The sequence below is a fragment of the Thioclava sp. F28-4 genome, assembly GCF_002020045.1.
In the GTDB taxonomy this organism is placed as follows: Bacteria; Pseudomonadota; Alphaproteobacteria; order Rhodobacterales; family Rhodobacteraceae; genus Thioclava; species Thioclava sediminum.
In genome coordinates this window covers 176,129-201,707 of record NZ_MPZQ01000001.1, presented here as the reverse complement: position 1 = coordinate 201,707, position 25,579 = coordinate 176,129, and the positions used below count along the sequence as shown (strand labels likewise).

Here is a 25,579-nt window from a genome sequence, read left to right as displayed (position 1 = left end):
TTTAGCTCCTTATTTCACGGCGCCGAAGGTCAGGCCACGCACCAGCTGTTTCTGGCTGAACCAGCCGAGGATCAGGATCGGTGCGATAGCGAGCGTCGAGGCGGCAGAGAGTTTCGCGTAGAACAGCCCTTCGGGGCTGGAATAGGCGGCAATGAAAGCGGTGAGGGGGGCGGCTTTCGCCGCAGTCAGGTTCAGGGTCCAGAACGCTTCGTTCCAGGCGAGGATCACGTTCAGCAGAAGCGTCGAGGCGATACCGGGCACGGCCATCGGGGTGAGCACGTAGAGGATCTCACCCCCCAGCGTCGCCCCGTCCATGCGCGCGGCTTCGAGGATGTCCTTCGGGATTTCCTTGAAATAGGTGAAGAGCATCCAGATCACGATCGGCAGGTTCATCAGGCACAGCACGATGACCAGACCGATCCGGGTATCCAGAAGCCCCCAGTCGCGGAACATCAGGTAGATCGGGACGAGCACGCCCACCGCGGGCATCATCTTCGTGGACAGCATCCACATCAGAACGTCCTTGGTGCGCTTGCCCGGCACGAAGGCCATGGCCCAGGCCGAGGGGATCGCGATGACCAGCGCCAGCAGGGTGGAGCCAAACGAGATCACCACCGAGTTCATGAAGTGGCGGAAGTAGTTCGAGCGCTCCTGCACGACGTGATAGCTGTCAAACGTCCAGGACGAGGTCAGCACGTCCCAGGGCGCCTTGATCGCGTTCCCCTCGGTCTTGAACGACAGGATGATCGTCCAGAGGATCGGGAAGAAGATCACGAAGGCAAGCGCCCATGCGATCACCGACATGATCACGCGGCGGCGGTTGGAGATTTTGCGCGCCATTGGATTACGCCTCCAGGTTCTTGCCGATCATCCGCATCAGGAAGATCGCGACGATATTTGCGAGGATCACGGCGATCACACCGCCCGCTGCGCCTCCGCCCACGTCGAATTGCAGCAGCGACTGGACATAGACGAGGTAGGTGAGAGTGGTGGACGCGTTGCCCGGGCCGCCATTCGTGGTCACGAGGATTTCCGCGAAGGTGGACAGCAGGAAGATCGTCTGAATGAGGATCACGACGGTCGCGGCGCGCGCGAGGTGCGGCAGCATGATGTAGAAGAACCGCGACAGCGCACCGGCGCCGTCCATCTCGGCGGCCTCCAGCTGCTCGGAATCGAGCGATTGCAACGCGGTCAGCAGGATCAGCGTCGCAAACGGCAGCCACTGCCATGCCACGATAATGGTGATCGAGAGCATCGGCGCATGGGCGAGAAAGTCATAAGGTTGCAGCCCTATCGCCTTGGCGAGATAGGCGAAAATGCCGTTCACCGGATTGTAGAGCATGTTCTTCCAGACCAGCGCGGACACGGTCGGCATCACGAAGAAGGGCGCGATCACGAGGACTCGCACGATGCCTTGGCCGAAGATCGGCTGATCGAGCAGCAGCGCCAGCAGGATGCCACCGAACACGGTGATCAGAAGCACGCCCCCCACCAGTACCAGCGTATTGATCAACGCGGTGAAGAAGGCGGGATCGGTCAGGAAGTAATAGTAATTGTCCCAGCCAACGAAGCCGCCCTGACCGGGCATCAACAGGTTGTAGCGCTGGAACGAGAACCAGATCGTCATGCCCAATGGCACTGCCATCCAAAGAAACAGCAAGATGACGGATGGCGAAATCATAAGGCGCGCGGCAGAGCGCGAGGCTTGCGTGGACATCGGTCCGGCTCCGGTTATCGGGAGTTGCAAAAAGAGGCACGGGGCGGTCAGACCCAAAATGACCGCCCCGGCCAGGGAGGGGCCAGGTTACTTGATGTAACCGGCCTTCTTCATCTCACGCTCGGTCAGGCTTTGTGCGCTTTGCAGTGCTTGATCGGCCGAGACTTGCCCTGCGAGAGCCGCCGAGAACTGCTGACCGACAGCGGTGCCGATCGCCTGGAACTCGGGGATCGCGACGAACTGGACGCCCGTATAGGGGACCGGCTGGACCGAGGGGTTCTTCGGGTCAGCCGCGTTGATCGAGTCGAGCGTCAGCTTCGCGAAGGGTGCCGCTTCGAGATATTTCGGGTTCTCATACAGCGAGGTGCGGGTGCCCGGGGGCACGTTCGCCCAGCCTTCTTTCTCGGCAACCAGCTCGGTGTAGTGCTTGGAGGTCGCCCATTCGATGAAGGTCTTGGCAGCCTCTTCCTTCTGAGTGCCCGCCGGGATCGCCAGCGACCAGGCCCAGAGCCAGTTCGCGCGCTTGTCCACGCCTTCCTTGTTCGGCGCGAGCGCGAAGCCCACCTTGTCGGCCACGGTCGAGTCCTGCGGGTTGGTCACGAAGGACGCCGCCACGGTCGCGTCGATCCACATGCCGCACTTGCCCTGCTGGAACAGCGCGAGGTTCTCGTTGAACCCGTTGGACGAGGCGCCCGGAGGCCCGTATTTGTTCATCATGTCGAGATAACGCGTCAGGGTCTCTTTCCACGGCGCGGTGTCGAATTGCGGGGTCCAGTTCTCGTCGAACCAGCGGCCGCCCATCGAGTTGTCCATCGCGCTCAGGAAAGCTGCGTTCTCGCCCCAGCCGGCCTTGCCGCGCAGACAGATGCCGTAGACTTCGTTGTCCTTGTCGGTCATCGCCGCGGCGGCTTTCTCGATGTCGGACCAAGTCGGCTTCTCGGGCATTTCCATCCCGGCCTTTTCCATCAGGTCCTTGCGATACATCACGAAGGAACTCTCGCCATAGAAGGGCGCGGCATAGAGGTGATCGTCGACCGTCAGGCCCGAACGGATCTGCGGCAGCAGGTCGTTCACATCATAGCTGTCGGGCATGCCGTCGAGCGGCACGAGCCAGCCCTGCTTGCCCCAGATCGGAACCTCGTAGGTGCCGATGGTCAGCACGTCGAACTGACCGCCCTTGGTGGCGATGTCGGTGGTGACCTTCTGGCGCAGAACGTTCTCTTCCAGCGTGACCCATTCGACTTTGATGTCGGGATGCTCGGCGTAGAAGTCGTCCATCAGGCCCTGCATGCGGACCATGTCGCCGTTGTTCACGGTCGCGACGGTGATGGTGGTCTCGGCGGCCGCGGCAGTCGCAAGCGCGCCAAGAGCACAGGCGCCCATGAGCGCCCGGATCGTGTAAGTCATAGATTTCCTCCCTTGAGTTTTGAGCATATGCCCAAACTGTGAGAAAATATTCACAAACACGACCTAAACTGTCAATCCAGAATTACTGCGATGTCTTGATTAATTGTTAACGCTGACAGTAACGCCTTGTTTCGGCGTCAGTCTTCCAACAGGGCCTGGGCCGTCTTCTCATCGGTCACGAGCCCGTTAAGAAGCCCGCCTGCAAGAGCTGCACGAATCGCGACCAGTTTCGATGGGCCGGCTGCGATGCCGATCACCGGCGCCTCGCGCTTGGGCTCGATCCGGAACGAGCCGAACCGTGCGGTGGTGGGGGTGGCGATGTAATTGCCCTGCGCATCGTAGAACGAGCCCACGAGCTCGCCCACGCCGCCTGCGGCGCGCAATTCCTCCAGTTCGGCAAGGGTGACGAAGCCGTCCTTGTGCACCGGTGCGTCCTCGCCCAGTTGGCCGACGCCCACGAAGGTCGCATCCGCCGCCGCCGCAAGCCGCTGCACTGCCTGCACCGGCTTGAGCTTGTCGAACATCGCGCGCTCTTCCACCGTCTCCGAGATCACCGGCACAAGCATCGGGTAATGCGGCAGGCGCAGCTTGTCGGCCATGCGCATGATGACATCATAGAACGAGGCCGAGCCGTCCGGGGCGATATTGCCGATCAGCGAGACGATCTTATGCGCGGTCGCGGGGCGCTGCATCACCTCGTTCACCATCGCCGACAGCGAACGACCCGTCCCGAAGGCGATCACCTGCGGCTCCGAGCGGGCGAGAATCCGTTCGAGAAGCGTGGCAGCGAAGGCGGCGGTGGCCGCGGACGGATCGCCCCGTTCGCCCAGCGAGGGCGCGACGCGTGCCGTCTGCAGCCCGAAGCGCCGGATCAGCGCCGCTTCCAGTTCCAGACAGGCCCCGATCTTGTGCTCGATGCGCACTCGCACCAGCCCCTCGGAGACCGCGCGGCTCACCAGCCGCTGCGCGCGCTGGCGCGACACGCCGAGCTCGGCGGCGATCTGGTCCTGCGTCATTCCGCCGACATAATAGAGCCATCCGGCCCGTGCCGCCTCGTCATCGCGCGAGGTTTCGGCGTCACTCATACGGTTCACGAATCTTTCTCCCTAGTCGGCTCATTCTGGAAGAACTCGGTGAAATGCGCAAATTCGCGATGCGGCTGCGCGTCCTCGGGCGGGGTCAGATCGCGCCCGGCCAGATGGCTGCCGCCGGTGAAGCGCCAGACTTCCATTCCGGCCGCAAGCCCGGCGCGGATGCCGTTGAGACTGTCCTCGATCACCAGCGTGCGGGCCGGGGCCGCGCCCATCTTCTTTGCCGCATGGAAGAACAGATCGGGGGCGGGCTTGCCATGCGAGACCTCGCTCGCCGTGAACAGCCGGTCGCCCACCAGCTTGCGCAGCCCCGCGATTTCCAGCGAGCGTTCCGCGCGCGGCTGGCTCGAGGAGGTGGCCACGCACCACGGCACGTCCAGCCTCGCCATCACATCGGCCACACCCGGCATCACCTGCAACTCGCGCTCGAACGCGTCCAGAAGCCGCGCGCGATATTGCGGCTCGAATTCCTCCGGCAGATCGAGCCCGAATTCGTAGCGGATCTGCTTCATCACGGTGGGGTAGGACCGTCCGAGGAAATGCCGTGCGACATAGTCGAGGTCGATCGACACCCGCAGCTTGGCAAGCTCGTCGATCAGCATCTGCGCCGAAATGATCTCGGAATCGATCAGCACCCCGTCGCAGTCGAAAATCACCAGCTCGGTCATGGTTCCTCCCCCTGTCCTTCGCGCAGCGATAGCGCGCGAAAGCAGGGATGGCCAGAGGCGGGGAGGGACGGTCAGGCTGCGGTGCCTTGCGCGCCGATCCCGGTCACGCGCAGCACGATCGCGCCCGCGCCGAACAGGAAGATCGCCATCATGCCGAGCCATCCGACCCAAGGGATCATGCAGATGAGCGCCCCGATCACCGCACCGCCGAAGGCCGCCAGCGCACATTCTCCATTGGTGACGGGATGGCCGCGCCCGACCAGATCATGCGCCCAGGCGCCGATGACCCAGATGCCCACGATATAGCCGCCGAAGCCCAGCACCAGCACCCCGAGCAGCGAGAACGGAATAAGCACAATGCCGATCACCGTCATCGCGAGCAGCAAGATCGACCCGACCAGCGCCGAGAGCCCGATGAAGCCCGCAAGCCCTGCGCGCAAAGGATGGGCGAGGCTGCGTTGGCGCATCCGGTCCATGAAGCCCGGCGCGAAGACGGCGAGAAGCGTGGTCACGATCCCGACCACGAGCACGCTGCCCAGCCAGTCGCGAGTCTCGATGAGGTAATTGCGCTCCGGGGCTGCGCGCGTCTTCGCCTGCTCGAACTCCTTCGCCTCATGTATGCTGACCCGCTCGGCCGGGGCGACGCTGGCGGGCACGCTCACCTCGCCGGGCGTGTCGGTGTAGACTTGGACCTTGCCTGTGACCGTCGCGCCATCGCCCCAGGTGACGGTCTTTGTGCCCAGCACCAGATCGCCCGAGATCTCGGTGTCGATCTGCGCGTCGTCGGCGCCGATGATCACGCTGCCCGCGATCGGGGCCTCAAGCCGGACCTGCTGGCCCATCGCGCGCAGGTTGCCCGAGATCGGGCCCTTGATGGTGAGCGCCTGACCCGCGAGCGTGGCCGCGCCCGCCACCGGGGCGTCGAGGTCGATATCCTGTCCCGCCGCGTAGAGATCACCGCCCACCTGCGCGCCGATCACGATATTCTGGCCCGCCAGATGGGCCGCGCCGGTGATCGGGCTACCCAATGTCACATGCTGACCGGCGGCGAAAAGGTCGTGGATGTCCTCGCCCGTGGCGCTCACGGTGCGGCCCGCGAGATAGGCGTCACCGCCGAAGCGCCAGTCTTGGGATTCTTCGGCGGAGGCGGCGGAGGCGCTCAGCGCGACGGCGAGGCAGGCGAGGGATTTGACGAGGAAATTGCGCAACATGACCGGGGCCCTCCAGCGAAATTGACGTCGGGGGAAGTATAGCGCCATTCGTTCGCGGTCCCGTGACATAGCTCAATGCGCGCGTAAAAACCTGCGATTTACGCATGTGAAAAGGGGCGCCCCTTTCGGAGCGCCCCTTCCCATTAGATCCCTGAAGCGGGAACGGCTGATTACATCATGCCGCCCATGCCGCCCATGCCGCCCATGTCGGGGGCACCGCCAGCGCCTTTCGGCTCCGGCTTCTCGGCGATCATCGCTTCGGTGGTGATCAGCAGGCCAGCAACCGAAGCCGCGTCTTCGAGCGCGGTGCGGGTCACTTTCGCCGGGTCGATCACGCCGAACTCGAACATGTTGCCATATTCTTCGGTCTGCGCGTTGAAGCCGAAGTTCAGGTCGTCGCTCTCGCGGACCTTGCCGGCCACGACAGCACCGTCCACACCGGCGTTCTCGGCGATCTGACGCAGCGGCGCTTCGAGAGCGCGCTTGACGATCGCGATACCGGCTTCCTGGTCGGAGTTCGCACCGGTGAGACCGGCGAGCACTTTCGCACCCTGCACGAGGCTGACGCCACCGCCGACAACGATGCCTTCCTGAACGGCCGCACGGGTCGCGTTCAGAGCGTCGTCCACACGGTCCTTGCGCTCTTTCACTTCGACTTCGGTCATGCCGCCGACGCGGATGACAGCAACGCCACCGGCCAGTTTCGCGACGCGCTCTTGAAGCTTCTCGCGGTCGTAGTCCGAGGTGGTTTCCTCGATCTGGGTGCGGATCTGGCTGACGCGCGCTTCGATCTCGGCCTTGTCACCAGCGCCTTCGACGATGGTGGTGTCGTCCTTGGTGATGGTCACCTTCTTGGCGGTGCCCAGCATGTCCATGCCGACGTTCTCGAGCTTCATGCCGAGGTCTTCCGAGATCACCTGGCCGCCGGTGAGGACAGCGATGTCCTGCAGCATGGCCTTGCGGCGGTCGCCGAAGCCCGGTGCTTTCACGGCTGCGATCTTCAGGCCGCCGCGCAGCTTGTTGACCACGAGGGTCGCGAGCGCTTCGCCTTCGACGTCTTCACCGATGATGAGGAGCGGCTTTTGCGACTGGATGACCTGCTCGAGGAGCGGGACCATCGGTTGCAGCGACGAGAGTTTCTTCTCGTGGAGCAGGATGTAGCAGTCTTCGAGTTCCGCGACCATCTTGTCGGGGTTGGTCACGAAGTAGGGCGACAGGTAGCCACGGTCGAACTGCATGCCTTCGACGACTTCGACTTCGGTCTCCATGCCGCGGGCTTCTTCCACGGTGATGACGCCGTCATTGCCGACTTTCTGCATCGCGTTGGCGATCATCTTGCCGATGGCTTCTTCGCCGTTCGCCGAGATGGTGCCGACCTGAGCGACTTCGTCCGAGTCCTTGACCGGGCGAGCAGCGCTCTTGATCGCGTCGACGACTTTCGAGGTCGCGAGATCGATGCCGCGCTTAAGGTCCATCGGGTTCATGCCAGCGGCCACGGCTTTCAGGCCGTCCTTGACGATCGCCTGAGCGAGCACGGTGGCGGTGGTGGTGCCGTCGCCAGCCTCGTCATTGGTGCGCGAGGCGACTTCTTTCACCATTTGCGCGCCCATGTTCTCGAACTTGTCCGAAAGTTCGATCTCTTTGGCGACCGACACACCGTCCTTGGTGATGCGCGGCGAGCCGAACGACTTTTCGATCACGACGTTGCGGCCTTTCGGGCCCAGCGTGACCTTCACCGCGTCGGCGAGGATGTTGACGCCGTCGAGCATACGATCGCGGGCGTCGGTGGAGAATTTCACGTCCTTGGCTGCCATGTTTGTTGGCTCCTTGACTGAGTTGTTCTTGGGATATCAGGGGATCTCGGTAAGGGCAGGGCGCCTTACGAGATGATGCCCATGATGTCGCTTTCTTTCATGATGAGCAGCTCTTCGCCGTCGAGGGTCACTTCCGTGCCCGACCACTTGCCGAAGAGAACGCGGTCGCCAGCTTTGACGCCCGGTGCGATCAGCTCGCCCGATTCCTTGCGCGCGCCGTCACCCACTGCGACGACTTCACCCTCTGCGGGCTTCTCTTTCGCGCTGTCGGGGATGATCAGGCCACCCTTGGTTTTTTCTTCGCTCTCCACGCGCTTGACCAGCACACGGTCATGAAGCGGTTTGAATGCCATCTGGGTCACTCCCTAAAGGTTCCAGGTTCGAAAACTTTTAGCACTCGTCACTGGTGAGTGCTAACGATGGCGGAGTTAGTCATTGGGGTGGGCGGGTGTCAATAACCGGATGACGAATTTTTTGCGTCAATTCGAGCGATCGGGGCGCGGCGATTTCGCCTCTATGCGGAATGCAGATCGCGTGGCACTCTCGCCGTCATGAAACTCGCCACGTTCCTTCGGCCGCTGCTGGCCCCCGCGCTCTCGCTCTGCCTTGCACTGCCCGCTTGGGCCGAGTGTCGCGGCAAGAATATTTTCGATGCGCTGCCCGCAGCCGAGCAGGAGGCCCTGACCGCCGAGGCCGATTCCGCGCCCTTCTCTCGCGGATTGCTGTTCTCTGCAACCAAAGGCGAGGAAAAGATCACGCTGGCTGGCACTTACCACCTTCCCGATCCGCGCCATGACAAGCTTGTCGGCGCGCTCTCGAAGGCGCTCGACGATGCGTCGCGGCTTCTGGTGGAGGCCGGTCCGGACGAGCAGGGGAAGCTGGAGCATGCGATCAAGACCGACCCGACGCTGATGTTCTCGACCGGCAAGACGCTGCCGCAGATGATGTCGGAGCAGGACTGGAACATGACCAAGGTGGCGCTGGCGGCCCACGGGATGCCCGCCTTCCTCGCGGCCAAGATGCGGCCCGCTTTCGTCGCGATGACGCTCTCGCTGCCGCCTTGTGCGACGGCCGAGCTTGCGAAGGGGCAGGGAGGTCTGGACCTGCAGGTGATGACCGCGGCCGAGGCCGATGGCGTGCCGGTCGAGGCGCTTGAGCCGTGGGATACTGTCTTCAAGCTCTTCAACGGAATCACCGAGACCGAAGCGCTAGAGATGCTGCGCGCGGCGGTGATCGGCGCGCCCTTGGCCGACGATATGGGCGTGACGATGGGCGATCTCTATTTCCGGGGCGAGCCGCGTCTGATCTGGGAACTGGCGCGCTACCAGGCAGTCGCGGCGGGCATGGATGCCGACGAGGTCGAGCGCCAGATGAAGCTCTCCGAGGACCTTCTGATGGTGGCGCGTAACCAAAACTGGCTGCCCGAGATCGAGGCGGCGGCAGAGGATGGCCCGGTCGTCGTGGCGGTGGGCGCGCTGCATCTGTCCGGCGAAGAGGGGCTGTTGCGGCTGCTCGAAAAGGACGGCTGGACGATCAAGCGGCTCGATAGCTGATCAGCTGAAACACGGCCTTTGCGGGGCGCCCTCCCAAGGTTCGGGCGCGCCCCTTTCCGCATCGCCAGACCCCTAGGTGACAAGCCCAGACACAGCGCCTATAACCTGCGCCGACAGATGATTATCCGAGAGGATCTCCCCATGACGATCAAGGTTTTTGGCCATAAGGCTCCCGACACCGACTCCACCGGCTCGCCCATCGCCTGGGCGTGGTATCTCAATGATGTCAAAGGCTCTCCGGCCAAGCCCTGCCTGCTGGGTGAGCCCAACACCGAGGCCGCTTTCGTCATCGAGCATTGGGGTCTCGACAAGCCCGAGATCATCTCTGACGTGGAAGAAGGCGAGGACGTGGTCGTCGTCGACACCAACAACCCCGCCGAGCTGCCGAGCGGTATCAACGCGGCCAACGTCATCCAGATCATCGATCACCACAAGCTGACCGGCGGGATCGAGACCAAGGGCCCGATCGACATCACGATGCGCCCGCTCGCCTGCACCGCGACCATCCTCTACGATCTGATGGGCGACGACGTGGCGAAAGCGCCGCGCGGCATCAAGGGCGCGATGCTCAGCTGCATCCTGTCGGACACGCTGGAATTCCGCTCGCCCACCACGACCGATCACGACCGCGCCGTCTGCGACGCGCTGGCAGCGGATCTGGGCATCGACATGCACGAGCTGGCCGAGAAGATGTTCGAAGCGAAATCGGACGTCTCCGCCTTCACCGATGCGGAATTGCTGCGGATGGATTCCAAGGAATACCCGGTCGACGGCACGAGCTTCCGCGTCTCGGTGCTGGAGACCACCGCACCGAAGATGGTGCTGGACCGGAAAGCCTCGCTGATGTCCTCGATGGAAGAGGTCGCGAAGGAAGACGGCGTCGATCAGGTGCTGCTCTTCGTGATCGACATCCTGAAGGAAGAGGCGACGCTGCTGGTGCCGAACGATCTGGTGAAGGGCGTGGCCGAGAAGAGCTTCGATGCCACGGTCGAGGGCGACACGGTGGTGCTGCCCGGCGTTATGAGCCGCAAGAAACAGATCATCCCGCAGCTCAAGGTCTGAGCGTTTCGGGATTTGAGATAGGGAAGGGGCGTCCGGTCGGGCGCCCCTTTTTCTTATTGGTTGCGGAGCAGGGCGCGCGCCGGTCCGTGGGATGGCGCAGCCTGAGTTTTGAACGAAGGCGGTTTATGCCTGCCAAGCTCCTCCACAGTGTGAACGTCGCGCGCGGGTGGCAATGCGCCAGCCCGTCGGGACGGACCGGCGCGCACCCTGCGCCTGCGGCGCGCATCGGGCGCAATCGCGAAGCGGGAGCATTTTTCTCGGGCGCGGGGCGACTAGCCCCGGCCGCGCCCGACTCTCCCCCCGGGAGGGCGCATTGGCGAAGTCAGCGCGGGCACGAATGCCATTCGGTCTTGAGAGATAAACCGCCAAGCCACCCACCCAAGGCTCGGGCGCGGCCCTAAGCCCCTCACGCCTCCATGGTCCCCGTTTCCACGAACCGCTGGTGCCAGCTCAGCGCCTCGCCCAGCAGGTTCGGGGCGTGATTGGCGAAGCTGCCCTTCTTCGCACGCTCGAAATAGTCGCGCAGCATCGGGCGATAGGCGGGATGGGCGCAGGTCTCGATGATCGTCTCGGCGCGCTGCTTCGGAGACAGCCCCCGCAGATCCGCCAGACCCTGCTCGGTCACGATCACCTGCACGTCCTGCGCAATGTGATCGACATGGGCGGCCATCGGGACGATCGCGGAAATCTTGCCGCCCTTCGCCACCGAGGGCGTCATGAAGATCGAGACATAGCCGTTGCGCGCGAAATCGCCCGAACCGCCGATGCCGTTCTGGATCTTCGAGCCCATCACATGGGTCGAGTTCACATTGCCATAGATATCCGCCTCGATCAGCCCGTTCATCGCGATACATCCCAGACGGCGCACAAGCTCGGGGTGGTTCGAGATCTCCTGCGGACGCAGGATCAGCTTGTCGCGGAAATAGGCGGCGTTGTCGTTGAAATACTGGGCCTTCTCGGGCGAGAGCGAAAACGCCGTGGCCGAGGCCATGCGCAGCTTGCCCGCCTCGATCATGTCGAGCATCCCATCCTGAATGACCTCCGTGAACGCGGTCATCTGGTCGAAGGGCGCTTCGATCAGCCCGGCCATCACGGCATTGGGCACATTGCCCACGCCAGATTGCAGCGGCAGAAGCCCGCGCGGCAGGCGGCCCTGTTTCACCTCGTTACCAAGGAAGTCGAGGATATGGCCCGCAATCGCCTCGGCCACCGCATCGGGCGGGCTGAAGGGTGCGTTGCGGTCGGGCGCGTCGGTCTCGACCACGGCCACGACTTTCTCGGGATCGACCTCGAAATAGGTCTGGCCGATCCGGTCGTCGGGTTTCACCAGCGGGATCGGCACGCGGTTCGGGGGCAGGGCGGTGCCGTAATAGATGTCGTGCATCCCCTCCAGCAGCGGCGATTGCCAGCGGTTCACTTCGAGGATGATCTTGTCGGCGCAATCGAGCCAGGTCTTGTTGTTGCCGACCGAGCTCGACGGGATCAGCTTGCCATCCTCGGTGATGCCGGAGATCTCGATCACTGCCGTATCGAGCTTGCCCATGAACCCCATCCACGCCATCGGCGCGACCTGGCTCAGGTGCATGTCGAAATATTTCATCTGGCCCGCATTGATCCGCTCGCGCGCGATCGGGTCGGAATTGTAGGGCAGGCGGAATTCGATTCCGTCGGCCTTGGCCAAGGCGCCGTCCAGCTCGGGGCCCGTCGACGCGCCCGACCAGATCTTGACCTTGAACGGGCGACCCGCCGCGTGCTCGGCCTCGATCCGCGCGGCCAGCGCCATCGGCACCGCCTTGGGGTAGCCCGAGCCGGTGAAGCCCGACATGCCGATGGTCGCGCCATTGTCAATCAGCTCTGCAGCCTCTTCGGCGGACATCACCTTGGCGGCGAGCCCGGCATGGGCTTTGCGGATCGTATGGTTCATGAGCAAGCGCCTCCTTCGCGATGGTTCGGTCGCGATGGCGCGGAACGGGGCTCCTCTCTGCCCCGCATGGCCGCGCGACCTGGTGTTCCGGTGACGAGGAACGCGAGGTTGCGCGGGATGTCCATGTTTGGCAGATATGCGCCGTATGCATAACAACTGTCACCGGGCGCATGGCATATCGATCTCAGCGCCAGTGGCGCAGAGATCAGGCTTCGGCAAAACCCATCGAAATCAGGGCATTGGCGAAATCGTCATTGGTGAAGGGCTTGATCAGCATCTTGCCTTCGGGAAAGCCGTCCATCATCACGGATTGTTCATCATATCCGGTCGAGTAGAGGATCGGCACCGAGCGTTCGCGCAGCGCCTTGGCGGCTTCCAGCGAGGTTTCGTCGCCAAGATTGATGTCGAGCAGCGCCATCGAGATGTCATTGCCGCCAGCAATATGGAGCAATGCTTCTTCGACAGTGCCGAAGATGACCACATCGCGCGCGCCGAATTCGCTCAGCATCGCGGCCGCATCATAGGCCACGATCATCGCGTCTTCGAGCACCAGCGCGGTGCCGTCGATCCGAGGGGGGGAACAAAGAGTCACGAGGACCGCCTAGCCGCGAGGCGGGCACCGCTTACGCGGATCTCGCTTCGTTCGTGTTGGAAAATCCGGGGCATCAGCTTCCTGTCCTTGCAGATTACTGCATTTGGAGGGTGAGAGGGATCGTGGTCGATCCGACGTCAGTATAACGATTTAGGCTTCAGCCCGATTGTCGGTGCACTGAGAGGCCTCTTCAGCCTTCCTGCACCTCGTAATCTCCGGGGTCATTTAACTATGACATACTGCTGCAAAGCGTCTAGCTGGCATGAATCCCACAGGGCTGCCTGTTACACAAGCGATCGTGAACATGCGGGGCGCAGATAGTGAGGGAAATAAGGGGAAATAGGGAATCCACCCACGAAATTTGAAAGGAACCTGCCACGGTCCTCCGCGTTGCCTTATGACGTAAAAGTGAGCCAAGGCATGACACGCAACTTTAGAAATTGTCCCTTCGTCGATAATCCCGCCTTCATGGCGCCCGATGCGCACGAGGAAGCAATCGCCGAAGCCGCCCGCGCGGGCGAGCTACGGATGCCCGCAGGGCAGACCGTCGTGATGGAAGGCAACGAACCGCAACGCTTCTTCACCTTGCTCGAGGGCCAGGCGATGCGCTACCGGATGCTGGAAGACGGGCGGCGCCAAGTGCTCAATTTCCTCTTCCCCGGCGATCTGATCGGCCTCGACGCCATCATGATGGGCATGGCCTCGCATACGACCGAGGCGCTGACCCCGGTAAAGCTCAGCGTTTTCGACCGTAAACAAGTGTGGGAGCTTTTCTCGAAGATGCCGCAGCGCGCGATGATGCTGACGTGGCAGGTTGCGCGCGAGGAGCATTTCCTGAGCGACGCGCTCGTGACGGTCGGGCAGCGCTCGGCGCGCGAGGCGCTCGCATGGGCCTTCGTCACTCTCTTTGAGCGCGGATCGCAGACCGGGCTGGTGCGCGACGGCAAGATGCCGTTCCCCGTCCGGCAGCAGGATCTCGCGGATGCGCTCGGGCTATCGCTCGTTCACACAAACAAGACACTTGCCCGTCTGCGGTCCGAAGGGCTTGTCAGATGGACGCAGGGGATTCTCGAACTGCCCGATCTCGAAAGGCTTGCCGATATAGGAGTCGTCGAGCTCGGGGCCGGGCCACCGCGCTACTATTTATAGTCGCGCAGGAGAGTGGCGGAATTCCTCAGTAACGCTGCAGTCGCGCAGCGATTCCTAAAGCTTTTCACATAGGCGAAAAGTGTTTTTCCGCCGGGTGACGCCGAGGAACATCCGAAAAAATCTGCATCAATGTCCTATGACGTAGCGCGCTCAGCGCTTTCGCGGCAGATGCTGGTTTCTTCGCAGAAATCAACAAAACGGAACCGAGCAAGCTTGGAAAACCTGTCTCGAAAACCTGACCTCGCCTATCTGGCGGAGCTGTCCCAATCGCAACGCGCCATTCCCGCGGGGGCGGCGCTCTTGCCCGAGTCCACGCCATTGATTGTGCGGGTCGAGCGCGGGATCGCCATGCGCTATACGCTGCTCGAAGACGGGCGCAGGCAAGTCGAAGCGCTGGTTTATCCGGGCGATCTGTGCGGGCTGACGAGCGTGCTCTACGGTCCGGGGGCGAGCTATTACGAGGCGCTCACGCCGATGATGCTGTCGAGCTTCGATCCGGCCGATCTGCATCAGCCTCTGCCAGATGGTCCCGACCGCACCACGACGCTCGTGTGGCTGATGACGCGTGAACTGACGCGGCTGTCGGGCTGGCTGGCCTCGGTCGGGCAGCGCAACGCCAATGAGGGGATCGCGTGGTTCGTGATGCACGCATGGGAGCGTGCCGAGGCGGTTGGGCTGATCGAGAAGGACAGCGCGCCGTTCCCCTTCGCCCAGCAGGTCGTGGCGGACTCGCTCGGGCTGTCGCTCGTGCATACGAACAAGACGATCCGCCGTCTGCGCGATCAGGGCCTGTTCCGGATTGCCGGCGGGCGTGTGCGGATCTCGTCGCTCCCGGCGCTGCGCCGAGCCGCGGCGCTCTGACTGCTCCTTTCTGATAAGCCTCTCTGACAGCGCGCCGCGGGGTTTCTGCGGCGTTGGTTTGTCATGCGCCGGGGGAGGGCGCTGCCCGTTCCCGTCAACGCGGGGCGAGGCGGGAGCCTGAGCGGATAGCACCCCTCACGCACCCCGTGACCTCAAGCGTCCGTGATCGGCTAAGTTGCTCATTTTGCTCACGGATCGCTCACCGCTCCATCACAAGCGCGAGAGAAGGGCCCGTTTGCCCCTGTATTCGGGCGCGCCCGTTCAAGACCAACCCCCTTTATTTATTGGTTATTTTTTCGTGCGTCGCAGGTGTGTGATGACATTTGTGCATGATTTTCAGTCGGTTACGCTCGTTCCTGCGACAATTTGTCAACACCGATTGACCTCGCGGGCGCTGCCCTAGAGTGGGAGGCATCGCGCGGGACGGGAGCCCTCGCGGCCTCCCCCGAGAGACCCCTATGCCCCCGCGCCAAGAAGAGGGAATAGGAAAGGTATTTCCGTGTTGTTTGAAAAAATCTACAAGCGGCCCAGCCGCCTCGCTGCCCCGGTCCTGTTGACCGTTGCGGCTGCATGGCTGTCAGGTTGCGCGGAGAACGGGGTGATGACCCCGCTCGGCCCGGTGGCGGCCGGAGAACGCGCTCACCTGATCAGCTTCTTCCTTTGGATGCTGCCCATTTCCCTGCCGATCCTGATCGGCACGCCGTGGATCGCGATGCGCTATCGCCGTCAGGGTGGGAAAGGCAAATATGATCCGACCTGGTCGCACTCGGTTGCCGCCGAAGTCGTGATCTGGGGCGGTGCCACGCTCACCTTCCTTATCGTCGGCTGGCTCACCTGGGGCCACGTGATGGGCGAAGACCCCTACAAGGCAACGGGCAAAGAGCCGATGCATGTGAAGGTCATCGGGTCCGAATGGAAATGGATGTTCATCTATCCCGGCAAGGTCGCCGCCGTGAACCGGTTGGTCCTGCCCGAGAACACCCCCGTCGAGTTCGACATCACCGCCACCGGCGCGATGCAGAGCTTCTGGATCCCGCGTCTTGCCGGCCAGATCTACGCAATGCCCGGCATGGGCACGAAGATGAATCTGACCACCTCGGAAGATCCGTCGCAGACCTATGGCTTCAACAGCCAGTTCAACGGCGCGGCTTTCCCGCTCAACAAGTTTGAGGTCGACGTGGTGAGCCAGGAGCAGTTCGACGCGTTCCTGCAAGAGCCCAAGCACCCCTTCGCCCAGCTCGAAAAAGCGTTCAAGAAGACCGCGACCTGGTCGGGGCCTGAGCTCTTCGAGCCGCCGGAGAAAGGCTACTGGGGCAAAGTAATGATGAACCCTGACATGCTGTCCGATGGCGGCGCAGCGATCCTGCCCGACCACGCGCCCGAGCAGAAGAAGATCGACGACGCGATCCGCGAAGAACTGCATGTCTCGCAAAACCAACATCAAGGGGACGCTCAATGAGTATTCTTGGTAGTCTCGATTGGAACGATATCTTCATCGTTCCCTTCTTCACGGATCCGTCTCTGTCCACCGGGATCGCAGCAGGCGCGGGCGGCATCGTCGTCCTCGGCGCGCTCGCGGTCATGGTTCTGCTGACCGTCAAAGGTTGGTGGAAACCGCTTTGGTCGAACTGGATCACCACGCTCGATCACAAGAAGATCGGTGTCATCTATATCGTTCTGGCCCTGATCATGCTGATCCGGGGCGTCCTCGAGGCGGTCGTGATGCGCGCCCAGCAGGTCTCGCCCGCACCGGGCTTCCTGTCGGTCGAACACCACGCCGAGCTGTTCTCGACCCACGGCACGATCATGATCTTCTTCGTGGCGATGCCCTTCCTGACCGGCGTCATCAACGTCGTCATGCCGCTCCAGATCGGTGCGCGCGACATGGAGTTCCCCTTCATGAACGCGGTCTCGCTCTGGCTGTCGATCGGCGGTGCGGCGCTCGTGATGGCCTCGCTCGTCGTCGGTCACTTCGAGACCGGCGGTTGGACCGCTTACCCGCCCTATACGGGTATCAAGCTGTCGCCGAACGAGGGCGTGGATTACTGGATCTGGTCGCTGGGCCTGACTTCGGTGGGCTCGACGCTTTCGGGCATCAACTTCCTCGTGACGATCTACAAGCAGCGTGCCCCCGGCATGAAGCTGTTCGACATGTCGATCTTCGCCTGGGCGACGCTCTGCACGGCGATCCTGATGATCTTCGCGATGATGCCGCTGACCGTGGCCTCGCTGATGCTGGCGCTTGACCGTCAGGCAGGCTTCCACTTCTTCACCGCTACCCAAGGCGGGAACATGATGAACTTCGCCAACATGTTCTGGCTGTTCGGTCACCCGGAAGTCTACATCCTGATCCTGCCGGCCTTCGGCGTGTTCTCGGAAGTCATCCCGACCTTCTCGGGCAAGAAGATCTACGGCTACACCTCGCTCGTCTGGGCCACCATTGCCATCGCAGTGCTGTCCTTCACCGTCTGGGTGCACCACTTCTTCACCATGGGTCAGACCGCCCACCTCAACGCCATCTTCGGCATCGCGACGATGACGATCGGTGTGCCGACCGGTGTGAAGGTCTTCAACTGGATGCTGACGATGTGGCGCGGCAAGCTGCGGTTCTCGACCGCGATGCTGTTCTCCACCGGCTTCATCTTCACCTTCGTGATCGGCGGGATCACGGGCGTCATGCTCGCCAACCCGACGATCGACTTCGCGACCCACAACTCGCTGTTCCTGGTGGCGCACTTCCACAACATGCTCATCCCGGGCCTGCTGTTCGGTATGTTCGCGGCCGTGAACTACTGGTTCCCGCTCTGCTTCGGCTTCCGTCTGGACGAGAAATGGGGCCGTCGCAGCTTCTGGCTGTGGATGATCGGCTTCTACGGGGCCTTCATGCCGCTTTATGCGATCGGTCTGATGGGCGCACCGCGCCGCATGGCCTTCTTCACCGAGCCGGCCTACTTCCCGTGGCTGGTGATCGCGATGCTCGGCGCGCTGTGCGTGCTGGCGGGTCTGACCGCGCAGATCATTCAGGTCTGGGTCTCGGTCAAGAACCGTGAGAGCCTGATGGTGCCGGCGGGCGATCCCTGGGACGGTCGTGGTATCGAATGGTCGCTGGGCTGCCCGGTGCCGGAATACGACTTCTCCACCATCCCGGCGATGACGTCGCGCGAGCCGTGGGTCGATGCGAAGGAAGCGGGCAAGCGGGTCATGGATCCGACCGAGTTCGTCGACATCCACCTGCCGAAACCGACCGGCATGCCGTTCCTGGTGGGCCTCGTCGCGACCCTCTTCGCTTTCGCCATGATCTTCCAGATGTGGCTGATCGCTGCGGTGGGCTTCGTGGCCATGTGGGTGCTGGTGCTGATCCGCTCCTACGACACCGACTGGGAAGAAACCGTCACCGCGGAAGAACTGCGTGAGGGCTATGAAGCCCATAAGCGCGTCGTCGAATCCACGCCGCAAATCCGGCTCGACGATGAGTTCACCACCAAGAACCGCGGCCTGATCATGGAGACGCAGGTATGAGTGCAACTATGAGCAACACGGGGGCAGCGCACGCTGCCTCCCACGATCACGGCCATCACGACAAGACGGGCACGGTGATCTTCGGCTTCTGGATCTTCCTGATGTCGGACCTCATCGCCTTCTCGCTGATGATCGCCAACTACGCCGATGCCGAATGGCACGGCATCGCGAACGGGCCGAGCCCTCATGAGCTGTTCAGCCTCGGCCTGCCGACCATCGAGACGATGGCGCTGCTGATCTCCACCTTCACCTTCGGCATCTGCACGCTGGGGATGAAATACGGCGCTTCGATGAAGCGCACGGTGGGCTGGCTCGTCGTGACGTTGGCGCTTGGCGCGATCTTCCTCGGGATCGAACTCTACGAATTCCACGAGTTCTGGACCGAGGGCAACACGCCGCAAGTGTCGGGCTTCCTGACCGCCTATTACTCGCTGGTGGGTCTGCACGGTCTGCACGTCACCTCGGGTATCATCTGGGGCATCCTGCTGATGGTTCAGATGAAGACCTTCGGGATGAACGACCTGATCAAGTCGCGTCTCGTGCGTCTGGGCCTGTTCTGGCACATGCTGGACATCGTCTGGATCGCGCTCTTCACGAAAGTCTACCTGATGGGGGTGCTGTGATGGATTATATCAACTCCGACGTCGGCATGGACTCGGCTGAGTACAAGCACGACATGGCGCGCTATGTCTGGGGCTTCGCGCTCTCGGTGGTCCTGACGCTCGCGGGCGTCGTGATCGTCGCGGGTGGCGTGTTCTCGACGGGCCTCGCATGGTCCATCGTGGGCATCCTCGGCATCGCGCAGCTGATCATCCAGTTCTGGGCCTTCATGCACCTCGACTTCTCGAAAGAGGCGCGTCCGGACCTGTATCTGGTGCTGTTCACCTTCCTGCTCATCATCCTGATGGCTGCGGGCACCGTCTGGGTGCTGGCCGATCTGGCAAGCCGGATGGGTATGGGCGCTGGCAGCATGTAAGCCGAGGGGCAGGGGCCTTAGGGCCTCGCTCCGCCAAGCAAATAGAAACGCGGGCAGCGCAAACTGCCCGCGTTTTTTCATGTCCACCTGAGAGGCGCGATTACATCGGGAAGAGCTGATAGCCTTGGCTCTCCAGCACCGGGACAGCCGCCAGTGCCGACAGCGCCACATCGACATTCGGCCCGACCTGATCCTCGGTGAAGCCGTGATCGGCCAGTGCCTGCCCGCAGACGTAAAGCGTGACGCCCGCATCCGCGAGTTCCTGCTTCAGCTTGGTGTCGGGATCGTCCTTGCCGAATTTCTCCTTATACGCCTCGGGCGAAAGCGCGAGCGGGGTCGCCGCGCCATGCAGCACCACCGCGAATTTGCGATGTTCCTTGTCGACGCCCGCATGGCCGTAGACGTTCACCGCGCGCGCGACATGCCAGAGCGCCGCGTTCACGCCGCCGTCCATTGTCTTGCCCATCCCGACGTCGAAGACGATCTTCCAGTCCTTGTTCGGATCGGGGCTGAGCGCGCCATCGGGCACGGGGTGCATCTTGCCGTAATCCTTCACGACCGGGTTGATCCATTCGGTTTTCGAGCCGTCGTTGCTCGAGGAGGCGGCGAACGCCGCGCCCGAACCGAGGGCAAGGGCGAGGGCGGCGGGAAGAACGAAGCGGGTTGCGCGCTGCATGAAACTCTCCTGTGAAATCGATTTGAGGGCCGGGACAGGGGATGTCCGCGCCCGGTGAGGCTCAGCGCGGGGCGGTAGCGCTTCGTTCCTCGCCGCGCCGCTCACGGCAGATCAGGGCTGCGTGATGCGCGCCGCACCTCCGCGCGTGCCAAAACCGATGCGACAGTAAGTCACGCAAAACTCACGAAATGTCGCATCCCCGTGATCTGCGCGTTCACGCTAAGCAATGTGAGTAACCAGTAGTGAGCCAGTCGGAGCATCGATGACACAGAGTGCATTGCGGATCACGGCATTCGTCTCAGCCGTGATTTTGGGCCAGCTTCCCGCCTACGCGCAGGACGCGGTCGGGGAGGAGACGCCCGCAATCGGCGCGCAATCGACACCCGTCGCGCAAGGGGCCTCGAAGGCCGCCCATATGAGCGATCCGGTGAAAGAGCTTACTGCCGACCACTCGAAATTCGACCAGCTCAAGGGGCCGTTCGCGTCGGGCTCCGAGGTGACCGAGGCTTGCCTGTCGTGCCATACTGAGGCCTCCAATCAGGTGATGCATTCGGTCCACTGGACCTGGGAATACCAGAACGAGGCCACCGGCCAGACGCTCGGCAAGGCGCATGAGATGAACGCGTTTTGCGGCAATGTCGCCTCGAACGAGGTGCGCTGTACCTCGTGCCACACGGGCTATGGCTGGACGGACGTGCGCGAGCCGATGCCCGACGATCCGACCAAGGTCGACTGCCTCGTCTGTCACGACAAATCCGGCCAATATACCAAACAGGATAACCTCGCGGGCGAGCCGCCGCTGGAACCGGTGGCCGCAGGCGCGAAGACGATCACCGGCGCGGCCGCATGGCCCGTCGATTTGGCCGAGGCCGCGCAATCGGTGGGCGCACCGCCCGGACGCGACAATTGCGGCAATTGCCACTTCTACGGCGGTGGCGGCGATAACGTGAAGCATGGCGATCTCAGCTCGGCGCTGTTCAATCCACCGCGCGACGTCGATGTCCATATGTCGCCCGACGGTCAGAACTTCACCTGCGAGACCTGCCACGTCTCGGACAAGCACGTCTTCGAGGGCTCGCGCTACGAGACCGATGTGATCGACCCGCATCCCGATCGCATGGCGGGCTCGGCGCATGATGCGGCCGCCTGCCAGTCCTGCCACACGGACAGCCCGCATGAAGGGCCGAACCCGCTGATCGCGGCGAAGCTCAACGATCACACCGACACGGTGGCCTGCCAGACCTGCCACATCCCCAGCTACGCGCGGGGCGGGGTGGCGACGAAGACCGTCTGGGACTGGTCCACGGCGGGCAAGCTCGACGAGAACGGCAAGCCGATCACCGAAGAGGGCTTCACCCAATCCGACGGCAAGCACCTGCACACCTACATGTCGAAGAAGGGTGATTTCGAATGGGGCGAGAACGTTACGCCCTATTACGCATGGTCCAACGGCGAGATGACCTTCACCCTGCCGGAGGAAGAGATCGACCCGACGCAGGTGGTCGAGATCAACAAGATCGGCGGCAATCCCGGTCAGCCCGACAGCCGCATCTTCCCCTTCAAGCGGATGGTCGGCACGCAGGCCTATGACGTACAGCGCAACGTGCTGGCCTATAACAACGTCTATGGCCCCGGCAACGGCACCGCTCTCTGGTCCTATTACGACTGGGAGAAATCGCTCAAGGCGGGCATGGACTATGCCGGTGTCGAGTATTCGGGTGAGTTCGATTTCGTCCATACCTACATGTATTGGCCGATCACCCACATGGTCGCGCCCGCCGACGATGCGCTGCAATGCGAAAGCTGCCACGCGCAGGGCGGTCGGATGGCCAATCTGGCGGGGATCTACGTTCCCGGCTCGGAAATCAATCTCGGCGGCAAGCTTGGGCTCGCGATGTTCCTGATGGCGCTTCTGGGGGCCTTGGGCCATGGCGCGCTGCGCCTGATCAACCGCGGCAAGAAGAATGGAGGCCACCATGGCTGAGCATTGCGTAAAGGTCTATTCGCGCTTCAATCGGCTCTGGCACTGGAGCCAGGTTGGCTCGATCCTGCTGCTGTTCTTCACCGGCGCGCGGCTTCTGGGGCTGCATCCGATCCTGCCTTTCGGGGCGGCGGTGCTGATCCATACGGTCGTCGCGCTGGCGCTGCTCCTCTTGTGGGCCTTCGCGACCTTCTGGCTGTTCACCACGGGCGGCTACAAGCAGTTCATCCCGCGCATGCAAGGCATGTGGGAGGTCAGCCGCTTCTACGCCTATGGCGTCTTCAAGGGCGAGGAGCATCCTTATGTGAAGAGCTACGAGCGGCGGCACAACCCGCTGCAGGCGGCGGCCTATTTCGCGCTCAAGATGATGCTCTTCCCGGCGATCTGGATCTCGGGGCTGGCCTATCTCAGCTACGGGTTCTGGGATCACCTCGACGGCGGCTCGTTCTGGCTGGAGATCATCGCGAATTTCCACGTCCTCGCGGCCTTCGCCATCGCGAGCTTCGTGGTGGTCCATGTCTACCTGCTCACCATCGGCCACGGCTTCCGCCAGCATGTGCGCCCCATGGTCTCGGGCTATGAGAAGGTCGATCTGACGCCCGAGGCAGAGGCCTATTTCCGCCAGCAGGGCCGGGTGCTCGACTGAGCATCGCTACGCACGACGGATCAAGGCCCCCCATGCGGGGCCTTTTTCTGTCTCCGTCTTGGGCCATCCCCGGCAGGGCAGGCAAAGAAAAACGCCGCTCGGGAAAGCGGCGTTCGGGTCGGTCCGGCGAGGTGCGCGAGGCTCAGGAGCCCCAGTGCCGCACCGGGCCGCAATCCATGTGCACGAAGTTCGAGCGCGAGTATTTGCCAACGCCGCCGGCGTGGCAGGCGGCCGCCGCCTTGTACATCTGGCTGACCGAGCGCGACTTCAGCCGCAGGTCCATCGCCAGACCCTGCATGTGCAGCGAGTTCTTCGCGACGCCTTTCGAGCGGGAGCGCAGCATGGCGTTGGTCTTGGGCGAGCGGTAGCCCGACAGCAGCATGTAGGGTTCGCGCGAATCCATCAGGCTATGCGCTGCCGCCGCAATATCCACGGTGCGCGCGTCGATGTTTTTCAGCTGGTTGGTGCGCCAGTCGCGGGCGAAGTAGGTGATTTCCTTCAGCGCGTCGGGGATATACTCGCCTTCGATCCAGTAAACGGTGTCGAGCGTCTCGCCGGTACGACCGTTATACATCTTGATCCGTCGGATGTCCCCTGCGCCCTTGAGTAGACCGAAAGCGTTACTCATGGTGGGGGCTGCCGTCACCATGGTCGCAGCAAATGCGCCCAGAAGGCCGCGCCGGGAAATCGTCGTCATAGCAAGTTCCTGTGTTCGCCTGTCTCTCGATTTTCCCGCTCTGTTTCGAGCGGTTGAGGGATGGTAGACCCAAACTTCTTACTCCTTATGGCATAGACAGATTAATCGATAAAGAACGGAACTGATGCATCTTTGCCATGTTGGGGTATGTCGGCAAAATTTCGCCTGCCGGTAGTAAAAATACGCTCACGTCCTTGTGGGAGCGGTGTGCGTGCGGGGTGAGAGGCGGCGGAAAGGCGCTGTTGCGCCCCTGCATCGTTCCGCGCGGGTCCGCGCAGTTCGTTGCGCGCAGGCAACGCTTCGCTGGACAGATGCGGGTAAGTTTGGAACATCTGGAACGATGGGTCCGGGCAGGGGTTTAGACGCTATGACGCGCAATTTCCGTAAGATAGGGCTGGCCTTCGCGCTAGCTACGCTCGCCGCCGGCGCTCAGGCGCAAGGCACGGCCCAGATTGCAGCTCAGGGGGCGATGTCGCCATTGGCAGGGGTCGAGCTTTCGGGCTTCACGCAGGCCGTGGCCGAAGCTGCGGCTGACAATCCCGCTCTGGCCGCCTTCTATGCCGCCCGCGATTACCGGCCGATCTGGACCGCCGCCGAGGATGCGGACCGCCGCGCGGCTTTCATGCGCGCGCTCGATCTGTCGGCGATGCAGGGGCTGCCCACCGCGCATTACGACCCCGAGGGGCTGCGTGTCGCCTTCGCCGCCGTCCAGTCCGAGCGTCAGCGCGGGCTCCTCGAAGTGAAGATGAGCCAGATTTTCCTCGATTACGCCCATGACCTGTCGCATGGCGTGCTCGACCCGCATAGCGTCATTTCCGATATCAAGCGCGAACCCAAACGCGCCGATCCCGAAGCCCGGATGACGGCCTTCGCCGCCGCGACCAACCCGGCGCTGTTCCTGCGCGAACTGGCGCCGCAGATGCCGCAATATGCGCAGCTGGTGAAGGCGCGTCTCGATCTGGAGCATCAGATCGAAGCGGGCGGCTGGGGGCCGACGGTGCCCGGCACCAAGCTCGAGCCCGGCGATCGCGGGCCGGACGTCGTGGCGCTGCGCGACCGGCTGCAGAAGATGGGCTATCTGGGCCGCTCTGCCAGCGCGACCTATGATGCCGAGATGCAGAAGGCCGTACAGGCCTATCAGACCGATCAGGGTCTTGCGACCGATGGCGTGGCCGGGCCCAGCACGCTGGGCGAGATCAACAAGAGCCCCGAGGCGCGGATGAAAGCCATCCTCGTCGCGATGGAGCGTCTGCGCTGGATGAACGGCATCGATTTCTCGGGCCGCTACGTCTGGGTCAACATCACCGATTTCTCGGTCCGCGTCATCGACAATGGCAAGACCACGTTCCGCTCGGTGACGGTGGTGGGCCAAAACAGCTCGGACCGCCGCACGCCGGAATTTTCCGACGAGATGGAGCGGATGGTCATCAACCCGGCCTGGCATGTGCCGCGCTCGATCGTGACCAAGGAATATCTGCCGCAGATGAAGCGCAATCCGAACGCGGCGAGCCAGCTTCAGCTGATCGACAGCCGCGGCCGGGTCGTGCCGCGCTCTGCGGTGAATTTCGCCGCCTATAACGCGAGCAACTTCCCCTTCGCGATGAAGCAGCCGCCGTCGAACCGCAATGCGCTGGGGCTGGTGAAATTCCTGTTCCCGAACCGCTGGAACATCTACCTGCACGACACGCCCTCGAAATCGCTCTTCAAGAAAGAGACGCGGGCGTTCAGCCATGGCTGCGTGCGCGTCGGCGACCCCTTCGATTTGGCCTACACGCTTCTGGGCGCGCAAAGCTCCGACCCGGAAGCGGAGTTCAAGCGCATCCTCAATTCGGGGCGCGAGACCGTCGTGCCTCTGGGAAAGCACGTGCCTGTGCATCTGACCTATTTCACCGCCTGGCCGACCGCGTCGGGGCATGTCGAATATCGCCGCGACGTCTATGGGCGTGACGCGATCCTCTTCAACGCCTTGCAAAAGGCCGGGGTGGAATTGGGCACGCAGGACAGCTAAGTCTCTGGCAACGGGGGCGGTAAGCGC

General features: G+C 62.9%; 23 protein-coding genes. 11 read left to right on the top strand and 12 right to left on the bottom strand.

Translation table 11 applies throughout. The features are described from left to right. Positions 1-9 precede the first annotated feature (9 nt). The 8 genes from BMI87_RS00950 to groES form a co-directional block, all read right to left on the bottom strand. On the bottom strand, positions 10-840 hold the full coding sequence (locus tag BMI87_RS00950; protein ID WP_078519298.1) for a carbohydrate ABC transporter permease: 831 nt from the start codon (positions 838-840) through the stop codon (positions 10-12). A gap of 4 nt (positions 841-844) precedes the next feature. Further along, entirely contained in the window at positions 845-1,717 is an 873-nt protein-coding gene (locus BMI87_RS00945; protein ID WP_078519297.1) for a carbohydrate ABC transporter permease, read from the bottom strand. Positions 1,718-1,804: 87 nt separating this feature from the next. Next, a complete protein-coding gene (locus BMI87_RS00940) occupies positions 1,805-3,124 on the bottom strand; it encodes a sugar ABC transporter substrate-binding protein (RefSeq protein WP_078519296.1) in 1,320 nt (439 codons plus the stop codon). Between the two features lie 137 nt (positions 3,125-3,261). Beyond that, entirely contained in the window at positions 3,262-4,209 is a 948-nt protein-coding gene (locus BMI87_RS00935; protein ID WP_078519295.1) for a sugar-binding transcriptional regulator, read from the bottom strand. Positions 4,210-4,214: 5 nt separating this feature from the next. After that, positions 4,215-4,883: an HAD family hydrolase gene (locus BMI87_RS00930; protein WP_078519294.1), complete on the bottom strand. Its 669-nt coding sequence runs from the start codon at positions 4,881-4,883 to the stop codon at positions 4,215-4,217. A gap of 71 nt (positions 4,884-4,954) precedes the next feature. Further along, the gene (locus BMI87_RS00925) at positions 4,955-6,094 is read right to left on the bottom strand and encodes a hypothetical protein (RefSeq protein WP_078519293.1); all 1,140 of its coding nucleotides are present in this window, start codon (positions 6,092-6,094) and stop codon (positions 4,955-4,957) included. 170 nt (positions 6,095-6,264) lie between these two features. Then, positions 6,265-7,908: a chaperonin GroEL gene (gene groL / locus BMI87_RS00920; protein ID WP_078519292.1), complete on the bottom strand. Its 1,644-nt coding sequence runs from the start codon at positions 7,906-7,908 to the stop codon at positions 6,265-6,267. A gap of 65 nt (positions 7,909-7,973) precedes the next feature. Then, positions 7,974-8,261 (bottom strand): co-chaperone GroES, encoded by a 288-nt coding sequence (gene groES / locus BMI87_RS00915; protein WP_075774612.1) that lies wholly within the window; start codon positions 8,259-8,261, stop codon positions 7,974-7,976. 198 nt (positions 8,262-8,459) lie between these two features. Between groES and BMI87_RS00910 the strand changes: the two genes are divergently transcribed. Both BMI87_RS00910 and BMI87_RS00905 read left to right on the top strand, forming a co-directional pair. Further along, the gene (locus tag BMI87_RS00910) at positions 8,460-9,461 is read left to right on the top strand and encodes a TraB/GumN family protein (RefSeq protein ID WP_078519291.1); all 1,002 of its coding nucleotides are present in this window, start codon (positions 8,460-8,462) and stop codon (positions 9,459-9,461) included. 141 nt (positions 9,462-9,602) lie between these two features. Beyond that, positions 9,603-10,523 (top strand): manganese-dependent inorganic pyrophosphatase, encoded by a 921-nt coding sequence (locus BMI87_RS00905; RefSeq protein WP_078519290.1) that lies wholly within the window; start codon positions 9,603-9,605, stop codon positions 10,521-10,523. A gap of 406 nt (positions 10,524-10,929) precedes the next feature. Here the strand turns inward: BMI87_RS00905 and BMI87_RS00900 are convergent, their stop codons facing one another. Together BMI87_RS00900 and BMI87_RS00895 are read right to left on the bottom strand one after the other, a co-directional pair. After that, positions 10,930-12,447, bottom strand: coding sequence for an acetyl-CoA hydrolase/transferase family protein (locus tag BMI87_RS00900; protein ID WP_078519289.1), 1,518 nt, complete (start codon positions 12,445-12,447; stop codon positions 10,930-10,932). A 205-nt stretch (positions 12,448-12,652) separates the two neighbouring features. Next, positions 12,653-13,039 carry a response regulator gene (locus BMI87_RS00895; RefSeq protein ID WP_078519288.1) on the bottom strand — a complete coding sequence of 129 codons (387 nt, stop codon included), beginning with the start codon at positions 13,037-13,039 and terminating at the stop codon, positions 12,653-12,655. A 420-nt stretch (positions 13,040-13,459) separates the two neighbouring features. On the opposite strand from BMI87_RS00895, the gene BMI87_RS00890 reads away from it, so the two are divergent. From BMI87_RS00890 to BMI87_RS00865, 6 genes are all read left to right on the top strand, one after another. After that, positions 13,460-14,188, top strand: coding sequence for a Crp/Fnr family transcriptional regulator (locus BMI87_RS00890; RefSeq protein ID WP_246832625.1), 729 nt, complete (start codon positions 13,460-13,462; stop codon positions 14,186-14,188). Between the two features lie 213 nt (positions 14,189-14,401). After that, positions 14,402-15,049, top strand: a complete 648-nt coding sequence (locus BMI87_RS00885; RefSeq protein WP_158522062.1) for a Crp/Fnr family transcriptional regulator — start codon at positions 14,402-14,404, stop codon at positions 15,047-15,049. Positions 15,050-15,548: 499 nt separating this feature from the next. Next, complete coding sequence (locus BMI87_RS00880; RefSeq protein WP_133051919.1) at positions 15,549-16,508, top strand: cytochrome ubiquinol oxidase subunit II; 960 nt, start codon at positions 15,549-15,551, stop codon at positions 16,506-16,508. Further along, the gene (locus tag BMI87_RS00875) at positions 16,505-18,568 is read left to right on the top strand and encodes a cbb3-type cytochrome c oxidase subunit I (protein ID WP_078519284.1); all 2,064 of its coding nucleotides are present in this window, start codon (positions 16,505-16,507) and stop codon (positions 18,566-18,568) included. Before BMI87_RS00880 ends, BMI87_RS00875 begins: the two co-directional genes overlap by 4 nt. A gap of 8 nt (positions 18,569-18,576) precedes the next feature. Then, positions 18,577-19,191 carry a cytochrome c oxidase subunit 3 gene (locus BMI87_RS00870; protein ID WP_165756923.1) on the top strand — a complete coding sequence of 205 codons (615 nt, stop codon included), beginning with the start codon at positions 18,577-18,579 and terminating at the stop codon, positions 19,189-19,191. Continuing rightward, entirely contained in the window at positions 19,191-19,544 is a 354-nt protein-coding gene (locus tag BMI87_RS00865; protein WP_078519282.1) for a cytochrome o ubiquinol/quinol oxidase subunit IV, read from the top strand. The genes BMI87_RS00870 and BMI87_RS00865 overlap by 1 nt, the downstream gene beginning before the upstream one ends. A 100-nt stretch (positions 19,545-19,644) precedes the next feature. Here BMI87_RS00865 and BMI87_RS00860 read toward each other — a convergent pair whose 3' ends face one another. Further along, on the bottom strand, positions 19,645-20,220 hold the full coding sequence (locus tag BMI87_RS00860) for a DsrE family protein (RefSeq protein WP_078519281.1): 576 nt from the start codon (positions 20,218-20,220) through the stop codon (positions 19,645-19,647). 262 nt (positions 20,221-20,482) lie between these two features. Here BMI87_RS00860 and BMI87_RS00855 point away from each other — a divergent pair, with 262 nt between their 5' ends. Next, complete coding sequence (locus BMI87_RS00855; RefSeq protein ID WP_210402447.1) at positions 20,483-22,204, top strand: tetrathionate reductase family octaheme c-type cytochrome; 1,722 nt, start codon at positions 20,483-20,485, stop codon at positions 22,202-22,204. Beyond that, the gene (locus tag BMI87_RS00850; RefSeq protein WP_078519280.1) at positions 22,197-22,847 is read left to right on the top strand and encodes a cytochrome b/b6 domain-containing protein; all 651 of its coding nucleotides are present in this window, start codon (positions 22,197-22,199) and stop codon (positions 22,845-22,847) included. Before BMI87_RS00855 ends, BMI87_RS00850 begins: the two co-directional genes overlap by 8 nt. 142 nt (positions 22,848-22,989) lie before the next feature. On the opposite strand, the gene BMI87_RS00845 is transcribed toward BMI87_RS00850, so the two are convergent. After that, complete coding sequence (locus tag BMI87_RS00845; RefSeq protein WP_078519279.1) at positions 22,990-23,544, bottom strand: DUF882 domain-containing protein; 555 nt, start codon at positions 23,542-23,544, stop codon at positions 22,990-22,992. A gap of 367 nt (positions 23,545-23,911) precedes the next feature. Between BMI87_RS00845 and BMI87_RS00840 the strand changes: the two genes are divergently transcribed. Next, positions 23,912-25,552, top strand: a complete 1,641-nt coding sequence (locus BMI87_RS00840) for a murein L,D-transpeptidase (RefSeq protein WP_078519278.1) — start codon at positions 23,912-23,914, stop codon at positions 25,550-25,552. The last annotated feature ends 27 nt before the right edge of the window (positions 25,553-25,579 follow it).